Source organism: Bradyrhizobium sp. CCGUVB14, assembly GCF_024199935.1.
GTDB lineage: Bacteria > Pseudomonadota > Alphaproteobacteria > Rhizobiales > Xanthobacteraceae > Bradyrhizobium.
Map to the genome: position 1 here is coordinate 1,014,798 of NZ_JANADS010000001.1, position 20,055 is coordinate 1,034,852.

Below are 20,055 nucleotides of genomic sequence, written 5' to 3' on the forward strand. Positions count from 1 at the left end.
TCGCTCACGCCAGGATCGTCCTGATCGCATCGAAGGTCCGCTTGACGAAAGCCTCCGGCTTGTCGCGCGGGCCTTCGCTGAGCCAGCTCTCGCCGCCGACGCGCATCGCGCCGGTGGCGATCATGGCGACGAGACGGGCCTTCAACCGGTCCGACTTGCGGCCCGAGCGTTGCGCAAGCCCCTCCGCCAGCGCGCGCTCGAGTTTTTCGTATTTGAGCTGATCGCGGGCCTGCAGCGCGGGATTGTCGCGCTTGAGCCGCGACATCGCCGCCGCCTCGGTGGGATCGATCCGCTTCATCGCCGCAGCGATCGCGTTCTCCGCCGCCGTCAGCATGGATTCGTCCGCCGGCCGCGCCAGGATTTCGGCGACAAGCGCCGCTGCCGCATCCTCCTGCCAGGCGGCGACCACGTCCTCCTTCGACGCGAAATAATGAAAAAAGCTCCGCCGCGACATGTCGGCCGCTTCGGCGATGTCGTCGATCGTGGTGGCCTCGAAGCCGCGCTCCAGGAACAATGCCATCGCCGCGCGCTTCAGCCGCCCGCGGGTTTCCTGCTGCTTGCGCTGGCGCAGGCCGGCGGCCGGCGGAGATTTCTCTCCGGCGTTCAGCGGCTTGGGGCGTTTCGCGGCAGGCTTCGAAGCCTTCAAATTATTTCACCTCTTGCAAACTTGCACTCAGTGCACATTTAGACCCGTCGCGGGCCTCGTTCCAGCCCTGAACGGAGATATGGCATGACCGACTGGACCACGGCAGACATCCCCTCGCTCAGCGGCAAGACCGTCGTCGTCACCGGGGCCACCGGCGGCCTCGGCTATGAGACGGCGCTGGCGCTGGCGGGCGCCGGAGCCATCGTCATACTGACAGGGCGCAACGACGCAAAGGGGCTGCGGGCGATCGAAGGCATTTGCGCGCAGTTTCCCAACGCCCTGATCGCCTATGAGCATCTCGACCTCGCCAGCCTGGCGTCGGTCGCCGATTTCGCCCGGCGTTTTGCCGCCAGCAACGACCAGCTCGACCTCCTCGTCAACAATGCCGGCGTGATGGCGCTGCCGAAACGGCTTGAGACCGAGGATGGTTTCGAGATGCAGCTCGGCACCAATTATCTCGGCCATTACGCCCTGACGGCCCGCCTGCTGCCGCAGCTCCGCCGCGCCAAGGCGCCGCGGATCGTCAACCTCTCCAGCCTCGCGCATCGCACCGGCGCGATCCATTTCGACGATCTGCAGAGCCAGCGGTCCTATCGTCCCTGGCGCGCCTACTGCCAGTCCAAGCTCGCAATGCTGATGTTCTCGCTCGAATTGCAGCGGCGCAGCGATGCGGCCGGCTGGGGCCTGCGGAGTGTTGCCGCGCATCCCGGCTACGCGCGCACCGATCTCATTCCGAACGGTCCGGGCACCAACAGCTTCCAGTCGCGCGTGAGCCGGTGGCTCCAGCCCTTCATCAGCCAGTCCGCGGCGGAAGGCGCGCTGCCGACCCTGTTCGCGGCGACCTCGCCGGCCGCGGAGCCCGGCGGTTACTACGGCCCCAACTGGTTCTACGAATTGAAGGGGCCGCCGGTCGAGGCGCGGATCATGCCGCGGGCGAAGGATTTCGCGTCGGCGGCCAAGCTGTGGGATGTCTCGGCGACGCTGACCGGTGTATCCTTCGACGCGATCGCGGCCGCCGCATGAGCCGCGATCCCGGCGGGGACGTCCCGATGCGTGTCATCATTTTCGGCGCGACCGGCATGGTCGGGCAGGGTGTGTTGCGTGAATGTCTGGTCGATGCCGGTGTCGCGCATGTGCTCGTGGTCGGACGCAGCCCGGTCGGCGTGCGCAATGCCAAGCTGACCGAGATCATCCACGACGATTTCACCGACTATTCGAAGATCGAGGCGCAACTCGCAGGCTATGATGCCTGCTTCTTCTGCCTCGGCGTTTCCTCGATCGGCATGAGCGAGGACCGCTACCGCCATCTCACCTACGACATCACGCTCGCGGCGGCGGCGACGCTGGCGCGGCTCAATCCGCAGATGACCTTCACCTATGTCACCGGCGCCGGCACCGATTCCACCGAGAAGGGTTCGCGGATGTGGGCGCGCGTCAAGGGCAAGACCGAGAACGATCTGCTCAAGCTGCCGTTCAAGGCCGCCTACATGTTCCGGCCCGGCGCGATCCAGCCCCTGCACGGAATCCGCTCGAAGACGGCCTGGGTGCAAGCGGTCTACGACGTGACCTGGCCGCTGTGGTCGGTGCTGCGCCGGATCTCGCCCGGGCTCGTCACCTCGACCGAGCAGATGGGGCGCGCCATGATCCATGTGGCCAGGGTTGGCTATCCCAGGAGGGTGCTAGAGATGAACGATATCAATAGCCTCTAGTCGGTCGTCCACGCGGCCGCTAGTTTGCGCGGAAATTTCGGCAGCCCCGCGCGTTGAGCCGTATCAGCCCTCGAGGAGAAGTGTCGGTGATGTCTCCCCAGCTCAAACTGATCGCGCTCGATGCGGACGATCTCGCGGTGATCTCCACCCATGTGCAGGATGCCCGGGTGCAGCCTTCCGACATCATCTGGCGGCAGGGCGAGAAGCGCCTGGTGGTCGGGATGAGCCGGCTGGACTGGGAGCAGACGCTGGCGGGCGAGGCCGAGCCGCGTCGGCTGGTGTCGGCGCTTCGCTTCGACCGCGTGCTCGCCTGCAAGTCGCGCAACATCGATCTCGCGACGCCTGAGGCGGTCCTGGACCTCGTTGGTATCGAGTTTCATCCCCAGGACGGTCGCGATGAGGAGCCTGGCGGCAGCGCGCTCTTGCTGTTCGCCCAGGGCGGCGCCATCCGCCTCGACGTCGAATGCCTGGAATGCGAGCTGACCGATTTGGGCGCGGACGAACTGGGAACGGGGCTGGCGATCGAGGGAGAGGGGTGAGGTTGCCTGTATACCAGCCGAGCCGGCGCGGGCCCTCGCCGGAACGGCAGCTTCCAAAGGGGCTGCCAAGGGTTGACGCAGCTTTCCCGCCGCGCCATTGAGCAGGGGGGCCGGTAAGCCGGACCGCGCCCCCTAAAACCAGCAGAAGCCAAGCCCAAAATGCCCGTTCGTCTCGACCGCAGCAGCGCCGATTTTGACCAGCGATTCGCGGCCTTCCTCGCCGCCAAGCGCGAGGTCTCGGCCGATGTCGAGGCGGCCGCGCGCGCCATCGTCGACGACGTCGCCAAGCGGGGCGATGCCGCGCTGCTCGAGGCGACCGCAAAGTTCGATCGGCTGAGGCTGGACGCCTCCGGCCTGCGCATCTCGGCGGCCGAGATCGAAGCTGCGACAAAGGCCTGCGATGCGGCGACGCTGGATGCGCTGAAACTCGCGCGTGACCGGATCGAGACTTACCATCGTCGCCAGCTCCCGAAGGACGAGCGCTTCACCGACCCGCTCGGGGTCGAGCTCGGCTGGCGTTACTCAGCAATCGAATCGGCCGGCCTCTACGTGCCCGGCGGCACTGCGGCCTATCCGTCGTCGGTGCTGATGAACGCGGTGCCTGCAAAAGTCGCCGGCGTCTCGCGCCTCGTGATGGTGGTGCCGTCGCCCGACGGCAAGCTCAATCCGCTGGTGCTGGCGGCAGCCCATCTCGGCGGCGTCAGCGAGATCTACCGCGTCGGCGGCGCGCAGGCCGTGGCCGCGCTCGCTTATGGGACCGCGACGATTGCGCCGGTCGCCAAGATCGTCGGTCCCGGCAATGCCTATGTCGCCGCCGCAAAGCGGTTGGTCTTCGGCAAGGTTGGCATCGACATGATCGCCGGCCCCTCCGAGGTGCTGGTGATTGCCGACGACACCGGCAATGCCGACTGGATCGCCGCCGATCTGCTGGCGCAAGCCGAGCATGACGCCAGCGCGCAATCGATCCTGATCACTGACTCGGCGCGCCTTGCCGCCGATGTCGAGAAGGCGGTCGAAGCGCAGCTCAAGACGCTGCCGCGCGCCGGGATTGCCGGCAAGTCCTGGGCCGATTTCGGCGCCATCATCATGGTGAAGTCTCTCGCTGACGCCATTCCGCTCGCCGATGCAATCGCCGCCGAGCATCTCGAGATCATGACCGGCGATCCCGATGCGCTTGCTGCAAAGATCCGTAACGCCGGTGCTGTCTTCCTCGGCGCGCATACGCCGGAGGCGATCGGCGATTATGTCGGCGGCTCCAACCACGTGCTGCCGACGGCGCGCTCGGCGCGATTCTCCTCAGGACTCGGGGTCGCCGATTTCATGAAGCGCACCTCGATCCTGAAATGCGGCCCGGACCAGCTGCGTGCGCTGGGACCTGCCGCAATGACGCTCGGACAAGCGGAGGGGTTGGATGCCCATTCGCGCTCGATTGGATTGCGCCTCAATCTGTCATGACCCAGCCGCCCGAACAGGACGACTCGACCAATCGCATCGTCGCGGTCACCCTCGACGAAGACTCGATCGGCCGTTCCGGGCCCGACATCGAGCATGAGCGCGCGATCGCGATCTACGATCTGATCGAGCAGAACCTGTTCGCGCCAGATGGTTCGGACGGCAAGGGGCCGTTCACGCTGCACATCGGCATCACCGGCAGCCGGCTGATGTTCGACATCCGCCGCGAGGACGGCACGCCCGTGGTCGCGCATCTGTTGTCGCTGACGCCGTTCCGACGGATCGTGAAGGATTATTTCATGATCTGCGACAGCTACTACCAGGCGATCCGCACCGCGACCCCGGACAAGATCGAGGCGATCGACATGGGCCGGCGCGGCATCCATGACGAGGGCTCGCGTACGCTGCAGGAGCGGCTGAAGGGCAAGGTACGGGTCGACTTCGAGACCTCGCGCCGGCTGTTCACGCTCATCACCGTTCTGCACTGGAAGGGCTAAGTGCGATGGCGGGTCCGCCACGCACACGCGATCCGCAATCGGTGCTGTTTGCCTGCGCCATGAACAGCGTGCGCTCTCCGATGGCCGAGAGCCTGCTGCGGCACATGTTCCCGCAGGGCCTCTACGTGAAATCGGCCGGCGCCAGAAAAGGCGAGCTCGATCCGTTCGCGGTGGCCGTGATGGCCGAGCTCGGCCAGGACATCTCCATCCACAAGCCGCAGACCTTCGAGGAGCTGGAGGACTGGGAGGGGCTGAATTTCGACCTCATCATCACGCTCTCGCCGGAGGCGCACCACAAGGCGCTGGAGTTGACCCGCACGCTCGCCGCCGACGTCGAATACTGGCCGACGCATGACCCCACCACCATGGAGGGCAGCCGCGACCAGAAGCTCGCGGCCTATCGCGAGGTCTGCGACCAGCTCCTGATGCGGATCCGCCGGCGTTTCGCCAAGGTTGGCGCGGCGAGCGGGTAGCATGGACCGACGTAACACCCGCGTCACAGATGAAGGGCACACGCATGTCGGACACCTCGAATCACCAAAGTCCGGGTTCCCGGGTTGTGAAATCAGCCCTCGTCCGATAGGTTCCGCGCGCAATTCACCCCCTGCCTCGACCCTCAAAAATCACCTGATGCTCGGCCGCCCCAAATTCGTTCTTGCCTCCGGTTCGCCGCGACGCCTGTCGCTGCTCAACCAGGCCGGCATCGACCCGGACGCGCTCCGGCCGGCCGATGTCGACGAGACGCCGAAGCGGGGCGAGCTGCCGCGCGCCTGCGCCAACCGTCTGGCGCGGGCCAAGGCCGATGCGGCGCTGAAATCGGTGCAACTGGACGACGAGCTGCGCGGCGCCTTCATCCTGTCGGCCGATACGGTCGTGGCGGTCGGCCGCCGCATCCTGCCCAAGGCCAATCTGGTGGACGAGGCCGCGCAGTGCCTGCGGCTGCTGTCGGGCCGCAACCACCGCGTCTACACCGCGATCACCCTGGTGACGCCGCGCGAGGCGTTCCGCCAGCGCCTGGTCGAGACCCGCGTCCGCTTCAAGCGCCTGTCGGAAGACGACATCCAGGCCTATATCGGCTCCGGCGAATGGCGCGGCAAAGCCGGCGGCTACGCCGTGCAGGGCATCGCGGGCTCATTCGTGGTGAAGATGGTGGGCTCCTACACCAACGTCGTCGGCCTGCCGCTCTACGAGACCACGACGCTGCTCGGCGGCGAAGGCTTTCCGATCCGCTTCGGCTGGCTCAACGCCACCGCCGTCTGACAAAAAACGCGAAAACAACCCCATGCACAGTAGAAGCGGGTGGGGACGCGCTTGCGCCCCCGTCGCAGGAACCCGTTTGCCGAAGGGCACTTGAACCGCGTCACCGCGTGTACAGCTATCCCGACCATGGACGACCACGTCAAAAAGCCCGCCTCGCCCCTCAAAACCTGCCCGATCTGCGGCAAGCCGCAGGTGGAGGCCACCCGTCCGTTCTGCTCGTCGCGCTGCCGCGACGTCGACCTGAACCGCTGGCTGAAAGGTTCCTACGTCATCCCCGGCCGGGATGATGAGGTGGACGATATCGAATAACTCAGTAATATCAATCGCTTGAAGAGGAATTGAGTGCGGAGCCCGCCCGCCGCGACAAGCCCGCCCCACCTTGTGCACAGCTGGGCCGCGCCCCATCAAGCCGAGGGTGAAGCGTGGGTAGACAGGCCGCTGTGAGCCCACTATAAACCGCCCGCTCGATGGGCTTTGGCCCCTCTCGTGGAGCACGCCCAGGTAGCTCAGTTGGTAGAGCATGCGACTGAAAATCGCAGTGTCGGTGGTTCGATTCCGCCCCTGGGCACCACTCAATTTCGGTGCTTCCGTAACCCGAAGACCTCCCGAGCGAGAGCTCGTCCCGGCGTAGCCCGAAGGGCGAAGCCGGATGGTTCGATTCCGCCCCTGGGCACCATTCCCACGCTGAAGCGTGAACTTCTCAAATTTCTTCGACCTGGAGAAAGTCGCTTCGCGCGACAAGGTCTTTCCATGTCCAGCGCCCTCAAGCTCTGTCCAGAATGGCTTGAGGAGCTTAGGCTGCGCCGGCGGTGCGTATGCCGCCCAAATCTATTCGGGACATCTTACGAGAGGTGACGACCATGGATGCCGACAAGGCCATTGCATTGATCTCTGCGGCCGGCATGGAACTCACCGACCGGCGCCGCAACGGTGCGGATAATGGGTGGACGCTCAGTTTCTCCAACGGCGCCACCCTCGAAGTCGGGGACAAGGGGGAGGTGTCCGCTTCCGGCAAGGGAGCCGACGCGGTCGCAAACCTTCTCGGTCTCGGCAGCAAAACCTGAGCTGCGAGCTGAAGAACGGCGACGAACGGGCTCTTCTGAGCTTCTCACTTCGTTGGCTCATATCCGTCGGTCAGCGCACCAAGGAAGGCGACGACATCGTCGATGTCAGTCGCGTTCAAGGCCGGCGCATCGCCGGCCTTGCGGTCAAACGGCGGCTCCATGTTGACATTGGCCTTGGGCCTGTCGGGCAGGTCGTCATATTTGTCGATGCTGCCGTCGGCCTTGCGCGGATACCAAAGTTCGGGCCGGGTTTCCCGCTCGACGTAGAACCGCACTGCGTCCCGTAACGAATGTACGGCGCCGTTGTGAAAGAAGGTCTGGCGGAGCGCGACATTGCGGAGCGTCGACGTACGGAAGAGACCGCAATAATCCTCGCGTTTCAGGAAGTCGATGCGTAGGGGGCCACACAAACCGAGATCGAAATAGCCCGGGTCCTTGTTGGCGGGAATGTCGCGATTGCGCGGAATGCCGAGGGCGATCAGTCCGTAATCCGTGAACTGCGGCGGGGTGCCATCATTGCCTCGTTTGCTGATGTGGCAGGACGCGCAATTGCCCTTGTCCGGCGCATTGAACAATTCGAGCCCGCGCGCTTCCTGAGCGGTGAGCTCAGCCTTTCCAGCCAGCACCGCGTCATATTTGCTCGAATAGGGATAAAAGGTTCGGTGGTCCTGCTGGTAGACCTCGAGCGCCTTGAGGGCCGTCTTGTAAACCGCGGCTGGATTGGCAACGGCTTTGGCCCCGGCAATGGCAGCGATAGCCTTGCCGTGCCCCGCAGCGAGCACCCGGCGAGCCACCTCGGTTTCATCCCGATTGCCCATCTCGAAATCCGAGAGCAGGGGAATCCTGGCCTGATCGGCACCACGGTCGACCCGTCCATCCCAGGTGAGGCCTCCTGTCGGGCCATTGTCGATGCTTTCGTCGGCCTCGTCCTCGGAATCATGGAAATGCTCGGTGAAGGACGGCACCACCTGCAGGTATTTCAGGGAGGGAACCGCTCGCGCGCCAGGTTGCTGCATGTCGCCACCGCCCAACTGGACCGCGCGGTCGTTGGCAGGGCCGAAAGCGTGCGCGGGATCGTGGCAGGATGAACAGGAGAGTTTCCCCGATCCCGAGAGCGACGGATCGAAAAACAGGGCCTGACCCAAAGCCCCGAGTTGCTCGGCCTGCCGACGCGCCTGGCTACGTGACATCTCAGCACTGGTCTGGGCCGGACCAACGGTCGAAGCCGCGAGGACGATCACAGCTGCGAAAACCCAATGCTCAATCCGCATATTGCCAACCGGGTTGATCCTTGGACATCTTCATGGCGATCCGAACGTGCCTTCGGCGAGCGTCTGCGCTATGACGAACGGAACGATAGCAACAATCAGGCTGAAGCAGGGGGCTTGGATGCTGGCGAAATCAGCGGTTTTCCTTTGTGCGTCGAGTGTCGTCATCGGTGCGTTCGGTCCGGCGCTGGCAGCGGGTAACGGACCGGGCCCCCAGAAGAATGCCGCCGACGATCTGACATTGATCGACACGGTGGTGGTGATTTACGCCGAGAACCGCAGCTTCGACAATCTCTATGGCAGTTTCCCGGGCGCGAACGGCGTGGCGAAGGCGCCCGCCTGGACGCGGACGCAGCGCGATCGTGATGGCAAACCGTTCCGTGAATTGCCGCCGATCTGGGACGGCCTGACCGCAAAGGGCGTGACGCCACCGGTCACCCAGGCCCAGACCGAACATCTGCCCAATCGTCCCTACTATCTGGACGATCCGAAGGGCTTCAATCTCAGCTACGGCACCATTACGCACGACCTCTGGCATCGCTTCTATCAGAACCAGATGCAGATCAATGGCGGGCGTAACGACAGATTCGTCGCTCATGCCGACTCGGGCGCGCTCGTGATGAGCCTCTGGGACGGATCGAAGATGGCGATGTGGAAGGTTGCCCAGAAATACGTGCTGGCCGACAATTTCTTCATGGGCGCGTTCGGCGGCTCCTTCCTCAACCACCAATGGCTGGTCTGCGCCTGCATCCCGACCTATCCCAAGGCCGACACCAGTCCCGCCAAGCCGTCGATCTCCGTGGTCGAGGCTGATGGCGTGACCTTGAAGGAAGCCGCCAACTCGCCGAAATCGGCGATGGACGGCATTCCGAAATATGTCAGCGACGGCAATCTCACGCCCGACTTCTACGCCGTGAACACCATGCAGCCACCCTATCAGCCGAGCGGCAACGAACCGGCGAAGGATGGCGACAAGGCTTATGCGGATCCCATGAAGCCGACGACGCTGCCGCCGCAGACCGAGCCGACGATCGGGGACATGCTTAGCCTCAAGCGTGTCAGCTGGGCCTGGTATGGCGGCGCTTGGCAGGACGTGCTGGATCACGGCAACAAGTCGCCGGTCCCGTTCTTTCAGTATCACCATCAGGCCTTGAACTATTATGCCAGCTTCGCACCCGGCACTGCGGCGCGTGCCGAGCATCTGCGCGACGGCGGCCTGGCGGGCACCGAATTCATCAAGGCGATCGACGACGGCAAGCTGCCGCAGGTCACTTTCTACAAGCCGCAGGGCGATCTCAATGAGCATTCGGGCTATGCCGATATCCAGGCCGGCGACGCCCATATCGCCGACGTGGTCGCGCATCTCGAAAAGAGCCCGCAATGGTCGCATATGCTGGTCATCGTGACCTATGACGAGAATGGCGGCCTGTGGGATCACGTACCGCCGCCGAAGGGCGACCGCTGGGGTCCGGGCTCCCGCATTCCCGCCATCATCATTTCTCCCTATGCGCGCCGCGGCTATGTCGACCACACGCCGATGGACACGACCTCGATCCTGCGCTTCATCACGCGACGCTTCGAGTTGCCGACACTGCACGGCATCACCGTGCGTGACGCTGGGATCGCCGCTCACGCGCAGAGGCCGCTCGGCGACCTGACCAGCGCACTCGTGCTCAAGGAGAAGTGAGGCGGGGTGGCCTTCGGGCCGAGCGCAACGGTTGCCCCGTGCCTTAGCCCGGACGACGGACTAGGTGTGATCCGAAGAAATGCGAGCGGCTTTCCGAAGAGATTATTCGCAAGTAACAACCTGATGGTTGCGTGTGACTTCTTCCCGGGGCACGATGGCTCTTCTGAAAGCCCGATCTTCAAGAGCGGTCAGGCATCAAAAGCTGATCCGCTGCTCAGCCGTTTCCGTTGGTTCAAGTATCGTAGCGCGAGCTCGTGCGCGCAGAAACGAAACCGGCGGGCTCTTAATAAGAGCCCGCCGGTTTGTTTAGGTGCTAAAATCAGTCCTTGCGTTGAAGTCCTGTAATCTTCCAGCCAAGCGCGTCAATTGCAGCAAGGTGGTAGTCGAGCGTCTGCTTCTCGTCAGAAGCGGGCGAGTGCGTCGTTGAGCCATTCTGAGGCTGGGGCTTGTTCAGTCCCAGCTTCTTCGCGTGCTTCACTTCGGCTTCCTCGATCGCGCGGACAATGCGCTGAATATGCTTACTGTCCACACGCGCGGGGTTCTTCTCGTTGAGAAGCTGACTGACGAACGGTCCACTAAAGTCGAGCGTGTCGCCAATCTCGGCCAGCGTGAAGAGGCTGCGGAAGCGCCTCAGGCGATCACGAAGATCCTTTTTAAGAGGACCATTCTTCTCGTCCTGATACTTGGGGTCGAAGTCCATTCAATATCCTTTCGTTCTGAAATGCCCCGGCCAGTCCGGAGCGTGACGTACATATACGCTTACAAATTCAACAAATCAACCAAAATCGAATACTTTGTTGGAAATATTTTCAAGATGATCGTCGGGCCAATTGGCGGGTACGAATCTTTTCGCCCGAGGCAGCCTGAGCTCGTTCGGTTAGGAAGCTGGGTACGGCGCTATTCTGCGGTATCAAGAAGATCGACGGTGCAACGGATTACTGACACGGTACAGTCAAGCTTTTGGGCACCAAGGCTCGTTCGATACGTGATCTTCAGTCGCAAATTCGACGGCTCATTCGCTACCCCACCCTTTTCCTCTGGCTCAGATACCTCAGCGCGAGCTTGATGAAATTGTGCACCACCATCGAGGTCTCGTCCGCTCGGTACACCAGGAACACGTCGGCTGCAGGTGGTGAGGGCCTGATGGGGCGGAACGCGATATCGGCGGTCGTGAAGCGCGCGATCGACTGCGGCACCAGCGCGACGCCGAAGCCGGCTGCGATCAGGCTCGGGATCGACTGCGCGTCGACGACCTGCTGGGACACTTTCGGCAGGAAGCCGGCATCGACACAGCAGGTCTGAATATAGCGCGCGAAGTCGGAGCTGTTGGGATCGAGGACGACGTGATCCTCCGACGCCAGATCGCCGAGCGCGACGCGCTTGCGCTTCGCCAAGGGGTGGGTGCGAGGCACGGCGAGAACGACCTCTTCGCGCCACGCCAGCTTGCTGGTCAGGTCGCGCTCGGTGGGAACGCCGCGAATGAGCGAGATGTTGGTGGTCCGGTTGAGCAGGGCCGCGATCTGTCGCGCCGGCGCCTGCTCATGCACCGTCATCCTCACCAATGGCGCAACCTCACGGTAGGCCGCGAGCAGCTCGGCAAGTCGGCCGCGCAGGATGGAGCCGGTTGCGCCGAGATCCAGCGTTCCGACCAGGCCGGCGCCGATCGAGCGTACTTCGTCTTCCGCCGACTTGACCTGTTGCAGGATCGCGCGCCCGCGCGACAGCATTGCTTCACCGGCCTGCGTCAGCTCGACCTTGCGGCTCGTCCTGTAGAGCAAGGGGGTGCCGAGCTCGGCCTCGAGCGCCTGGATGTGCTGGCTCAGCGGCGGCTGCGAGAGGTTCAGCCGCCGGGCGGCGAGGGTGAAGCTGCGCTCTTCGGCCACCGCGATGAAGTACCTGACCTGGCGAAGATCCATAGTGAAAACCTATCAATCGTGTTGTTCTATATATTGGACTTGATGTCGCACCTGGTCAACGAATGACCGATGGCGCCTTCGTCCGCGTGCAAGGGGCGAATGGCTCCGTACGCAGCGGCGTGACGCCGCTGCCAAATGACAAGAATGGCGAAAGGCTCAAGCCGACCAAGCCAGACAGACAAAAGCCCAGCGAGCGAGGAAAGCCATGCCCAACATCTTCAAGTCACTCTTCTTCCAGGTTGTCGTCGCACTCGCGCTCGGCATTGCGCTCGGCATGGCCTATCCTGATACGGCCCTGCAGATGAAGCCGCTCGGCGACGGCTTCATCAAGCTGATCAAGATGCTGGTGCCCGTCATCGTGTTCTGCGTTGTGGTGCAGGGAATTTCCGCGGCCGGAGACCTTTCGAAGGTCGGCAGGGTCGGCATCCGCGCGCTGCTCTATTTCGAGATCGTCACCACAATCGCCTTGGTGTTCGGCATTGCGCTTGCCTATTACTTCCAGCCCGGCGCCGGAATGAACATCGATCCATCGACGCTCGATGCCAAAGCGCTCAGCGGATTCAGCCAGACCGCGGCCCAGGTTGCCGGCGGCGGCGTCTCCGAATTCCTGATGAAGCTGATCCCCTCCACGATCGTCGGCGCGTTCAGCTCCGGCGATGTCCTGCAAGTCCTGATCGTTTCGATCATGTTCGGTTGCGCAGTGTCATTATGCGGCGAGCGCGCACGGCCGGTCGTCGATTTCATCGAGCGCGTGAACGAGATCATCTTCAAGATGATGAACTTCGTCGTCCGGCTTGCCCCAATCGGCGTGTTCGGAGCGATTGCCTTCACCGTCGGCAAGTACGGCATCGGTTCGCTCAAGCAGCTCGGTGGCCTCGTCGGCTTGTTCTATCTGGCCGTGGTCCTCTTCGTGGTGATCGTCCTCGGAACGATCATGCGGCTATCCGGCTTCAGCCTGTTCAAGCTGCTCGGCTATCTGCGCGAGGAGCTGATGATCGTGCTCGGCACGGCCGCCGGCGACAGCGTGCTGCCGCAGACCATGCGCAAGCTCGAGCAGCTCGGAATCAAGCGGTCGACCGTCGGTCTCGTCATCCCGACCGGCTATTCGTTCAACCTGGATGCGTTCTCGATCTACCTGACCCTGGCGGCGGTCTTCATTGCGCAGGCGACCAACACGCCGCTCGCCCTGGGCGACCTTCTGGCGATCCTCGGCGTCGCATTGCTCACCTCCAAGGGTGCCCACGGCGTCCCGGGCTCGGCCATCGTCGTCCTCGCCGCGACGCTGTCGGCGATCCCGGCCATTCCGGCAATCGGACTGGTGCTGATCTTGTCGGTGGACTGGTTTATCGGTATCGCTCGCGCGCTCGGCAATTATGTCGGAAACTGCGTCGCGACGGTCGTTGTCGCCGCATGGGAAGGCGATCTCGATCGCGCCAAGGCGCATCGCATCCTGAATGGCGAGATCGTTCCCCAGGGCGAGACCTCGCAGGCCGAGCCCGATGGTGCGGATGCTCCCGTCGCGGGTCTGCAACCGCTTTGAGCGCGGAAACTTTTGAGGTTGACGATGGCTTCACTTTCGATTGAACCGCTGACGAAGCAGGCGTTCGCGCCGTTCGGCGAGGTGATCGAAACGGACGGGGCGGTCCCCCTGTCGATCAACCAGGGCTTTGCGAAGCGTTTCAACGACCTCGCAAGCATCGACGTCACCGCGGAAGGCGGACAGACCAACATCAGCTGGTTTGCCGCCTCGCTGCGTCCCGCGCCGATTGCGATCCGCCTGATGGAGCGTCATCCGCTCGGGAGCCAGCTGTTCATGCCGCTTAACGGCGCGGAGTGGCTGGTCGTCGTTTGCACCGACCCACGCAATGCCGCGAGCTATCGGGCGTTCACAGCGACCGGGCACCAGGGCGTGAACTATGCGCGCAACTGCTGGCACCACCCGCTCCTGGTGCTCAAGGAGGCAAGCCCTTTCCTTGTCGTCGACCGCAAGGGCGGTGGCAACAATCTCGAAGAATATTGGCTGGACGAGACCATGCAGCTCGATCTGATGCCCGAACGACACGAGGCCTGACGATGTCATCGCGAACCTATCATGTCCCGCAGGGCGGTCTGCCGCCGCAGACGGATCTTCTCAGCGGCCGCGCGGTCTTTACGACCGCCTACGCCGTCATTCCCAACAGCGTGCAGCGCGATATCGTCGTCAGTCATCTGCCGCACTGGGACAACACCCGTGTCTGGGTTTTGGCGCGGCCGCTCTCGGGCTTCGCCGAGACGTTCTCGCATTACCTGATGGACATCGCTCCGAATGGCGGTAGCGAAATCCCTGAGCCCGAGAAGGACGCCGAAGGTGCGCTGTTCGTCGCGGGCGGGCAAGTCACGCTCAAGTTGGCAGGCAAGGACAGAGAGCTGAAAGCCGGCGGCTTCGCCTATGTGCCGCCCGGGTGCGGATGGAGCCTGCGCAATCGCGGCCCAGGCCCGGCCAAGCTGCACTGGATCCGCAAGCTGTATCAACGCGTTCCGGGATTGGCCGAGCCCGAGGCGATCGTGACCAACGAAGACTCGATTGCGCCGGTGCCGATGCCTGATACGGAGGGACGATGGGCCACCACGCGCTTCATCGATCCTTCGGACATGCGCTATGACATGCACATCAACATCGTGACATTCGAGCCGGGGGCGACCATCCCCTTCACCGAGACGCACGTCATGGAGCACGGGCTGTACGTGCTCGAAGGCAAGGCGGTCTACCGCCTCAATCGCGATTGGGTGGAGGTCGAGGCCGGCGACTATATGTGGCTGCGCGCGTTCTGCCCGCAGGCCTGCTACGCAGGCGGCCCCGGCCGGTTCCGCTATCTGCTCTACAAGGACGTCAACCGCCACATGAATCTGCGGCAGGGTGCGCCGCTGATTTAGTCTTGCGTACATTGGCCGCCCGCTCGATGGGCCCTGGCCTTCTCTTTGGGGGGCTTCCCTCAGCACGCCCAGGTCGTTCAGTTGGGAGAGCATGCGACTAAAATTCGCAGTGTCGCTGCTTTTCTCAAACGTTGTCGCATCAATGAGGCCAAGGCAAACCGGCCTGACGCCGACTGAATTGTGCCGCGACGCACTCAGCCGGTCGGCCGCAACGGCATCGGACACCGACGAGAATTTCAGAATCGGCCGATCCGGCCAGGAATCGGCTAGCCGAATTCTGCATCGGGCGAGAACGAACCTGCCGCGCGCGATAGATCTTCTTTTCTCGAAGGGATGTCGGAGTTGAGCCGATGCAGTCAAACGCCGACTCACCGAAGCGAGACCACCTAATAGTTGCGGCAGAAGATTGCTCATGCCAAGGATGTGTTGCATAATATCGACTGTCCTACTCGGGGGCCTGTGGTCGGATGGATGACAGGACGCGATCGTTACGCTCGCTCGTCATCGAACGGTCCCCACCGGCCGGGCCTTCGTTGCGGCGGAAAAAAAGTTGGCTGCTGCCAGCCATCGGGATTTTGGTCTCAGTGCTTGTGCTGGGAGGCGGCACGGTGCTTTGGCTCGGCGGTTTGTCGCCGTCCGCGCAGGCGCCGGCTGCCGAGGTCCCATCCACCCAGGTCGCACAACAGGAGCGTCCAGCCCAATCGGTCGCGACCGGTGCGGGCGGCCTGATCGCGTCGGGCTACGTGGTGGCACGCCGCAAGGCCACGGTCGCGGCCGAGGTCACGGGCAAGGTCGTCGAACTCCTGGTCGACGAGGGCATGGTGGTGGAGGCCGGCCAGGTTCTCGCCAGGCTCGACGATGTCCTGGCCGACAAGGACTACGCGCTGGCGCAGGCGCGCGCCGAGGCCTCCGAAGCGGCCATGGCCGCGATTGCCGCCGATCTGGCCGACGCCGAGCGAATCCTCAATCGAACCCAGACGCTGTCGGGAAAGAATTATGCCACCGAAGCCGACCTGACCAAGTCGCAGGCTCGAGCCGGCGTGCTGCGGGCCCAGCTCCGCCAGGCGGAGGCCCAGCTTGCGGCGGCCCGGCTCGAGGCCCAGCGCTTTGGCGAGGTGCTCGGCAAGCACCGGATCCGCGCTCCGTTCGCCGGTATCGTGGTCGACCGCAGCGCGCAACCCGGCGAGATGATCTCGCCGCTGTCGGCCGGCGGCGGCTTCACCCGCACCGGCATCTGCACCATCGTCGACATGGACTCGATCGAGATCGAGGTTGACGTCAACGAAGCCTCGATCGGCCGCTTGCATGCCGGCACCCGCGTCGAAGCCGTGCTCGATGCCTATCCGGACTGGCGCATCCCTGGCGCCGTCATCGCCATCGTGCCAACCGCCAATCGCGAGAAGGCGACCGTGAAGGTCCGTGTCGGCATGGATGTGAAGGACAGGCGCGTTCTGCCGGACATGGCGATCAAGGTGACATTCGTGGAAGACGGCGCGCCTGCCACGGCGCGCTCCGATCCCCCTTAAGCGCGCGGGAGCAAGACCCATGTTATCGCCAACCGACCCGATGATTGGCATCGTCGATTTGTCCAAGCGGTTCACCAAGGGCAAGGAGACGATCACCATCTTCGATGGCCTCAACCTTGCCATTCCACGCGGGGATTTCGTCGCCGTGATGGGACCGTCGGGGTCCGGCAAGACCACCCTGCTCAATCTGCTCGGTGGCATTGATCGGTCCGACGCAGGCGGGATCGAAGTCGCCGGTGAACGCCTTGACCGCCTGTCCGAGAGCGAACTTTCGCGCTGGCGGGCATCGCATATCGGCTTCATCTTCCAGTTCTACAATCTGATGCCGATGCTGACCGCGGCGCAGAATGTCGAATTGCCGCTGCTGCTGACGCGGCTCGGCCGCAAGGAACGGCGCCAGCGGGTCGAGACCGCGCTCGGCGTGGTCGGGCTCGCCGATCGGGTCAAGCACTATCCCAAGGAAATGTCGGGTGGGCAGCAGCAGCGCGTCGCCATCGCGCGCGCCATCGTCTCCGATCCGGCGCTGCTGTTGTGCGACGAGCCGACCGGAGATCTCGATCGCGCCACCGCCGACGAGGTCCTGTCGATCCTGCAAGTGCTCAACCGCGATCTCGGCAAGACCATCGTGATGGTGACCCACGACCCGGCGGCGGCGCAATACGCCAAGCGATCGCTGCATCTCGACAAGGGCCACTTCATCGAGAAGGAACTCGCGGCGTGAACGACCTGGTCCTGATCCGCAAGAATCTGTTCCGCCGGAAATTGCGGGCCATCCTGATGATGGTCTCGATCCTGATCGCCTTCGCAATCTTTGGTGTGCTGGCGAGCTTCGAGCGCGCCTTCAACGCCGGCCAGGACCGCGCCACGCCCGACCGCCTGGTGGTCCTCAACAAGATCAACTTCACCCAGCCCTTGCCGATTTCCTATTACAATCGCGTCGCCGCCATCGACGGCGTCGCCCAGATCACCCACTTCAGCTGGTTCGGGGGCTATTACCAGGAGCCAAGGAACTTTATCGCGGCCTTTGCGGTCGACCCGCAGAACTGGATGAAGCTTCGCGACAGCGACTTCGTGTTTTCTCCCGAGGCACGCGCGGCCTTCATCCGCGAGCGTACCGGCGTTCTGGTCGGGGCGCGCATGATGGAGAAGTGGGGCTGGAAGGTCGGTGATCATATTCCGATCTCGAGCAGCGTCTGGTCCCAGAAGAACGGCTCGCACGCCTGGGACTTCATCATCGTCGGCAGCTTCACCGCCCGCATTCCGCAGGCCGACACCAACGTCATGCTGATGGGCTACGATTATTTCAACGAGACCCGCTCGTTCGGCAAGGACCTGATCAACTGGCTGGCGCTGCGCACCACGTCTGTGGCCGCGAACGAGCGCGTGACCAACGCCATCGACGCGATGTTTGCCAATTCCCCCTATGAGACGACGACCGACAGCGAAAAGGCCTTCAACAAGGCATTCGCCGCCCAGCTCGGCAACATCGCGCTGATCGTCGAGCTGGTGGTCGGGGCGGCCTTCGTGACGATCCTGATGATCGTCGGCAACACCATGGTGATGACGGTGCGCGAGCGCACGCGCGAGATCGGCGTGCTGAAGACGCTGGGCTTTTCCGGTGGTCGCATCCTGCGCATGGTGCTCGGCGAATCGATCCTGCTGGCGCTGCTCGGCGGGCTGCCCGGATTAGGCGTCGCGCTTCTTCTGATCACGCGAGTGCGGGACAGCCTGATGAGCTTCGTTCCGACGTTGTCGCTATACCCCGATATCGCCGCGGCGGCAGTCGGGCTGATGGTCGTATTCGGCATCATCACAGGCCTGGTGCCGGCGCTCAACGCGATGCGCCTCAACATCGTCACCGCGCTGGGACGGAGCTGATCCGATGCGCTCGATCTTCCTGCAGATCCTGGCGGTCACCACCATCAATCTCAAGAGCCTGCCACAGCGCCTGTGGCTGTCGCTGGCGACGGTGATCGCGGTCGGCCTCGTCGTCACGGTACTCCTGGCGTTTCTCTCCATGGCCAATGGATTCCGCCGCACCATCGCGGATTCCGGCGCGGAGGATGTCGCCGTGGTGTTGCGCAGCGGCGCGGTTTCGGAGATCAACAGTGTCGTCCTGCGCGACCAGGTCCGGCTGATCGAGGACGGTCCCGGCATTGCCAGGGGATCCGACGGCAAGCCGCAGACGTCCGCCGAGCTCTATCTGACGGTCAATGGGATCAAGCGCAGCACCGGGACCAAGGCGAGCCTGCCGCTGCGCGGCCTCGGCCCGCAGGGCCCCGCGCTGCGTCGTGGCGTCGTCATGACCGCCGGCCGGATGTTCAATCCGGGCAGCAACGAGATCATCGTCGGCAGGGCGCTGGGCAAGGAATTCGAGGGTTTCGAGCTCGACCAGACGGTGACCTTCAACAATACGCGGTGGACGGTGGTCGGAATCTTCGGCGCCGACGGCAGCGTGTTCGAATCGGAGATCTGGGCCGATCTGCCGGTGCTGCAGAGCCTGTTCAAGCGCGCCGGCTCGGTCCAGACCGTCCGCGCGCGGCTGACCAGCCCGGCCGCGACCGAGACGTTGCGCGCATACAGCGACAACGATCCGCGCCTCAAGCTCGACGTGATGTCGGAGGCCGCCTATTTCGCCCAGCAGGCGTCGAATACGTCGGACCTGATCCAGAAGCTCGGCTGGCCCCTGGCGATCGCGATGGCATTTGGCTCGCTCGCTGGCGCGCTCAACACCATGTATTCCTCGGTCGCGGCACGGGCGACCGAGATCGCGACCCTGCGCGCCATCGGGTTCGGCGGCTTCTCGACATTCATCGGCACGATGGTCGAGTCGCTGATCCTGGCCGCGGTCGGCGGCGTGATCGGGGCCGCAGCCACCTATCTCGTCTTTGACGGCTTCACGGCCTCGACGATGGGTGCAAGCTTCAGCCAGGTGGTGTTCAACTTCCAGCTCAGTCCGCGGCTGATCGGTCAGGGCCTGCTGCTCGCGCTCGTGGTCGGCCTGATCGGCGGACTGTTTCCCGCTCTCCGCGCCGCCCGCATGCCGATCGTCACCGGGCTCTATGGCTGATTGCTCTCCGCGCCTTTCGGCTTAAGCGTCAGATCTTGATCAAGCCGGTTCCGCCGACACGAGGGCATTGCGAAGCGCTTGGTTAATTCCGGAACCGGATTCCGCTCGCCCCTTGCTGGCACTCCGCTTGCTCAGTTGGCACCAAAGCCAGGCCTCAGCAGGGAGGCCGTGTCAGGTTGAGGCAAGTTATGCAGGAAGTGTCCCGTTCTGGTGCTGATGGAGAAATTCGGCTCGACGCGTTGATCGCCGATTTGTGGTGGCGCGTCCGGCTGCTTAACACCGACCTCCTCGAGGAGGAGGCAAGGGCCGGGGTGTTCGACGCGCAGCAGCCGTCCTATCCGGCGCTCGCGGCGAACCTTCGCGCACGACGCGACAATCTGGTCTCGACGATCGGCGTGCTCGAGCAGCGTGCAAGATCAGCGTCGGAAGCGGCCTGAGAACGTCTCCGCCTCACGCCGGATACCGACGGCACGCCGGGCGAACCCGAGGTGACGGCACTCCCAATGCA

At 63.8% G+C, this 20,055-nt stretch carries 22 protein-coding genes and 1 tRNA gene; 19 read left to right on the forward strand and 4 right to left on the reverse strand.

Annotation, left to right across the window (positions count from 1 at the left end; translation table 11 throughout):
• Positions 1-4 precede the first annotated feature (4 nt).
• Positions 5-646, reverse strand: a complete 642-nt coding sequence (locus NLM32_RS04850; RefSeq protein ID WP_254128126.1) for a TetR/AcrR family transcriptional regulator — start codon at positions 644-646, stop codon at positions 5-7.
• Between the two features lie 84 nt (positions 647-730).
• Here NLM32_RS04850 and NLM32_RS04855 point away from each other — a divergent pair, with 84 nt between their 5' ends.
• The 10 genes from NLM32_RS04855 to NLM32_RS04900 all read left to right on the forward strand — a co-directional run bounded on the left by NLM32_RS04855 (position 731) and on the right by NLM32_RS04900 (position 7,167).
• A complete protein-coding gene (locus tag NLM32_RS04855; RefSeq protein WP_254128127.1) occupies positions 731-1,669 on the forward strand; it encodes an SDR family oxidoreductase in 939 nt (312 codons plus the stop codon).
• A gap of 26 nt (positions 1,670-1,695) precedes the next feature.
• The gene (locus tag NLM32_RS04860; RefSeq protein ID WP_254128128.1) at positions 1,696-2,355 is read left to right on the forward strand and encodes an NAD(P)H-binding protein; all 660 of its coding nucleotides are present in this window, start codon (positions 1,696-1,698) and stop codon (positions 2,353-2,355) included.
• A gap of 89 nt (positions 2,356-2,444) precedes the next feature.
• The gene (locus tag NLM32_RS04865) at positions 2,445-2,894 is read left to right on the forward strand and encodes a DUF2948 family protein (protein WP_254128129.1); all 450 of its coding nucleotides are present in this window, start codon (positions 2,445-2,447) and stop codon (positions 2,892-2,894) included.
• Positions 2,895-3,053: 159 nt separating this feature from the next.
• Positions 3,054-4,349: a histidinol dehydrogenase gene (gene hisD / locus NLM32_RS04870; protein ID WP_254128130.1), complete on the forward strand. Its 1,296-nt coding sequence runs from the start codon at positions 3,054-3,056 to the stop codon at positions 4,347-4,349.
• Positions 4,346-4,843: a UPF0262 family protein gene (locus NLM32_RS04875; protein ID WP_254128131.1), complete on the forward strand. Its 498-nt coding sequence runs from the start codon at positions 4,346-4,348 to the stop codon at positions 4,841-4,843. The genes hisD and NLM32_RS04875 overlap by 4 nt, the downstream gene beginning before the upstream one ends.
• Positions 4,844-4,848: 5 nt before the next feature.
• A complete protein-coding gene (locus NLM32_RS04880) occupies positions 4,849-5,316 on the forward strand; it encodes a low molecular weight phosphatase family protein (RefSeq protein WP_254128132.1) in 468 nt (155 codons plus the stop codon).
• Between the two features lie 157 nt (positions 5,317-5,473).
• Positions 5,474-6,103, forward strand: coding sequence for a Maf-like protein (locus NLM32_RS04885; protein ID WP_148774643.1), 630 nt, complete (start codon positions 5,474-5,476; stop codon positions 6,101-6,103).
• A gap of 126 nt (positions 6,104-6,229) precedes the next feature.
• On the forward strand, positions 6,230-6,412 hold the full coding sequence (gene yacG, locus NLM32_RS04890) for a DNA gyrase inhibitor YacG (protein WP_254135214.1): 183 nt from the start codon (positions 6,230-6,232) through the stop codon (positions 6,410-6,412).
• A 186-nt stretch (positions 6,413-6,598) separates the two neighbouring features.
• Positions 6,599-6,674 (forward strand) — tRNA-Phe (locus tag NLM32_RS04895).
• A gap of 289 nt (positions 6,675-6,963) precedes the next feature.
• Entirely contained in the window at positions 6,964-7,167 is a 204-nt protein-coding gene (locus NLM32_RS04900; RefSeq protein ID WP_254128133.1) for a hypothetical protein, read from the forward strand.
• A gap of 44 nt (positions 7,168-7,211) precedes the next feature.
• Here NLM32_RS04900 and NLM32_RS04905 read toward each other — a convergent pair whose 3' ends face one another.
• Entirely contained in the window at positions 7,212-8,357 is a 1,146-nt protein-coding gene (locus NLM32_RS04905; RefSeq protein ID WP_254135215.1) for a cytochrome-c peroxidase, read from the reverse strand.
• A 199-nt stretch (positions 8,358-8,556) separates the two neighbouring features.
• Between NLM32_RS04905 and NLM32_RS04910 the strand changes: the two genes are divergently transcribed.
• Entirely contained in the window at positions 8,557-10,122 is a 1,566-nt protein-coding gene (locus tag NLM32_RS04910; protein ID WP_254128134.1) for an acid phosphatase, read from the forward strand.
• 319 nt (positions 10,123-10,441) lie between these two features.
• Here the strand turns inward: NLM32_RS04910 and NLM32_RS04915 are convergent, their stop codons facing one another.
• Positions 10,442-10,822, reverse strand: coding sequence for a hypothetical protein (locus NLM32_RS04915; protein WP_254128135.1), 381 nt, complete (start codon positions 10,820-10,822; stop codon positions 10,442-10,444).
• 319 nt (positions 10,823-11,141) lie between these two features.
• Positions 11,142-12,038 carry a LysR substrate-binding domain-containing protein gene (locus NLM32_RS04920; RefSeq protein ID WP_254128136.1) on the reverse strand — a complete coding sequence of 299 codons (897 nt, stop codon included), beginning with the start codon at positions 12,036-12,038 and terminating at the stop codon, positions 11,142-11,144.
• Between the two features lie 205 nt (positions 12,039-12,243).
• Here NLM32_RS04920 and NLM32_RS04925 point away from each other — a divergent pair, with 205 nt between their 5' ends.
• The 8 genes from NLM32_RS04925 (at position 12,244) to NLM32_RS04960 (ending at position 19,984) form a co-directional block, all read left to right on the forward strand.
• Positions 12,244-13,578: a C4-dicarboxylate transporter DctA gene (locus tag NLM32_RS04925; protein WP_254128137.1), complete on the forward strand. Its 1,335-nt coding sequence runs from the start codon at positions 12,244-12,246 to the stop codon at positions 13,576-13,578.
• A 24-nt stretch (positions 13,579-13,602) separates the two neighbouring features.
• Entirely contained in the window at positions 13,603-14,109 is a 507-nt protein-coding gene (locus tag NLM32_RS04930) for an ureidoglycolate lyase (protein ID WP_254128138.1), read from the forward strand.
• 2 nt (positions 14,110-14,111) lie between these two features.
• Positions 14,112-14,951, forward strand: a complete 840-nt coding sequence (locus NLM32_RS04935) for a bifunctional allantoicase/(S)-ureidoglycine aminohydrolase (protein ID WP_254128139.1) — start codon at positions 14,112-14,114, stop codon at positions 14,949-14,951.
• 584 nt (positions 14,952-15,535) lie between these two features.
• Positions 15,536-16,477: an efflux RND transporter periplasmic adaptor subunit gene (locus NLM32_RS04940; RefSeq protein ID WP_254128140.1), complete on the forward strand. Its 942-nt coding sequence runs from the start codon at positions 15,536-15,538 to the stop codon at positions 16,475-16,477.
• Between the two features lie 19 nt (positions 16,478-16,496).
• A complete protein-coding gene (locus NLM32_RS04945; protein WP_254128141.1) occupies positions 16,497-17,198 on the forward strand; it encodes an ABC transporter ATP-binding protein in 702 nt (233 codons plus the stop codon).
• Entirely contained in the window at positions 17,195-18,355 is a 1,161-nt protein-coding gene (locus NLM32_RS04950; RefSeq protein ID WP_254128142.1) for an FtsX-like permease family protein, read from the forward strand. The genes NLM32_RS04945 and NLM32_RS04950 overlap by 4 nt, the downstream gene beginning before the upstream one ends.
• 4 nt (positions 18,356-18,359) lie before the next feature.
• Positions 18,360-19,547 (forward strand): ABC transporter permease, encoded by a 1,188-nt coding sequence (locus NLM32_RS04955; RefSeq protein WP_254128143.1) that lies wholly within the window; start codon positions 18,360-18,362, stop codon positions 19,545-19,547.
• Between the two features lie 188 nt (positions 19,548-19,735).
• A complete protein-coding gene (locus tag NLM32_RS04960) occupies positions 19,736-19,984 on the forward strand; it encodes a hypothetical protein (RefSeq protein ID WP_254128144.1) in 249 nt (82 codons plus the stop codon).
• Positions 19,985-20,055 lie beyond the last annotated feature (71 nt).

What these genes read in the sequence shown, in the direction of transcription:
- NLM32_RS04945 (WP_254128141.1), top strand. Translation starts at nt 16,497, where the DNA reads ATGTTATCGCCAACCGACCCGATGATTGGCATCGTCGATTTGTCCAAG.
- NLM32_RS04905 (WP_254135215.1), bottom strand. Translation starts at nt 8,357, where the DNA reads ATGTCACGTAGCCAGGCGCGTCGGCAGGCCGAGCAACTCGGGGCTTTG.
- NLM32_RS04885 (WP_148774643.1), top strand. Translation starts at nt 5,474, where the DNA reads ATGCTCGGCCGCCCCAAATTCGTTCTTGCCTCCGGTTCGCCGCGACGC.
- NLM32_RS04910 (WP_254128134.1), top strand. Translation starts at nt 8,557, where the DNA reads ATGCTGGCGAAATCAGCGGTTTTCCTTTGTGCGTCGAGTGTCGTCATC.
- NLM32_RS04875 (WP_254128131.1), top strand. Translation starts at nt 4,346, where the DNA reads ATGACCCAGCCGCCCGAACAGGACGACTCGACCAATCGCATCGTCGCG.
- NLM32_RS04935 (WP_254128139.1), top strand. Translation starts at nt 14,112, where the DNA reads ATGTCATCGCGAACCTATCATGTCCCGCAGGGCGGTCTGCCGCCGCAG.
- yacG (WP_254135214.1), top strand. Translation starts at nt 6,230, where the DNA reads ATGGACGACCACGTCAAAAAGCCCGCCTCGCCCCTCAAAACCTGCCCG.
- NLM32_RS04915 (WP_254128135.1), bottom strand. Translation starts at nt 10,822, where the DNA reads ATGGACTTCGACCCCAAGTATCAGGACGAGAAGAATGGTCCTCTTAAA.
- NLM32_RS04900 (WP_254128133.1), top strand. Translation starts at nt 6,964, where the DNA reads ATGGATGCCGACAAGGCCATTGCATTGATCTCTGCGGCCGGCATGGAA.
- NLM32_RS04930 (WP_254128138.1), top strand. Translation starts at nt 13,603, where the DNA reads ATGGCTTCACTTTCGATTGAACCGCTGACGAAGCAGGCGTTCGCGCCG.
- hisD (WP_254128130.1), top strand. Translation starts at nt 3,054, where the DNA reads ATGCCCGTTCGTCTCGACCGCAGCAGCGCCGATTTTGACCAGCGATTC.
- NLM32_RS04855 (WP_254128127.1), top strand. Translation starts at nt 731, where the DNA reads ATGACCGACTGGACCACGGCAGACATCCCCTCGCTCAGCGGCAAGACC.
- NLM32_RS04880 (WP_254128132.1), top strand. Translation starts at nt 4,849, where the DNA reads ATGGCGGGTCCGCCACGCACACGCGATCCGCAATCGGTGCTGTTTGCC.
- NLM32_RS04955 (WP_254128143.1), top strand. Translation starts at nt 18,360, where the DNA reads ATGCGCTCGATCTTCCTGCAGATCCTGGCGGTCACCACCATCAATCTC.
- NLM32_RS04860 (WP_254128128.1), top strand. Translation starts at nt 1,696, where the DNA reads ATGCGTGTCATCATTTTCGGCGCGACCGGCATGGTCGGGCAGGGTGTG.
- NLM32_RS04920 (WP_254128136.1), bottom strand. Translation starts at nt 12,038, where the DNA reads ATGGATCTTCGCCAGGTCAGGTACTTCATCGCGGTGGCCGAAGAGCGC.
- NLM32_RS04960 (WP_254128144.1), top strand. Translation starts at nt 19,736, where the DNA reads ATGCAGGAAGTGTCCCGTTCTGGTGCTGATGGAGAAATTCGGCTCGAC.
- NLM32_RS04925 (WP_254128137.1), top strand. Translation starts at nt 12,244, where the DNA reads ATGCCCAACATCTTCAAGTCACTCTTCTTCCAGGTTGTCGTCGCACTC.
- NLM32_RS04865 (WP_254128129.1), top strand. Translation starts at nt 2,445, where the DNA reads ATGTCTCCCCAGCTCAAACTGATCGCGCTCGATGCGGACGATCTCGCG.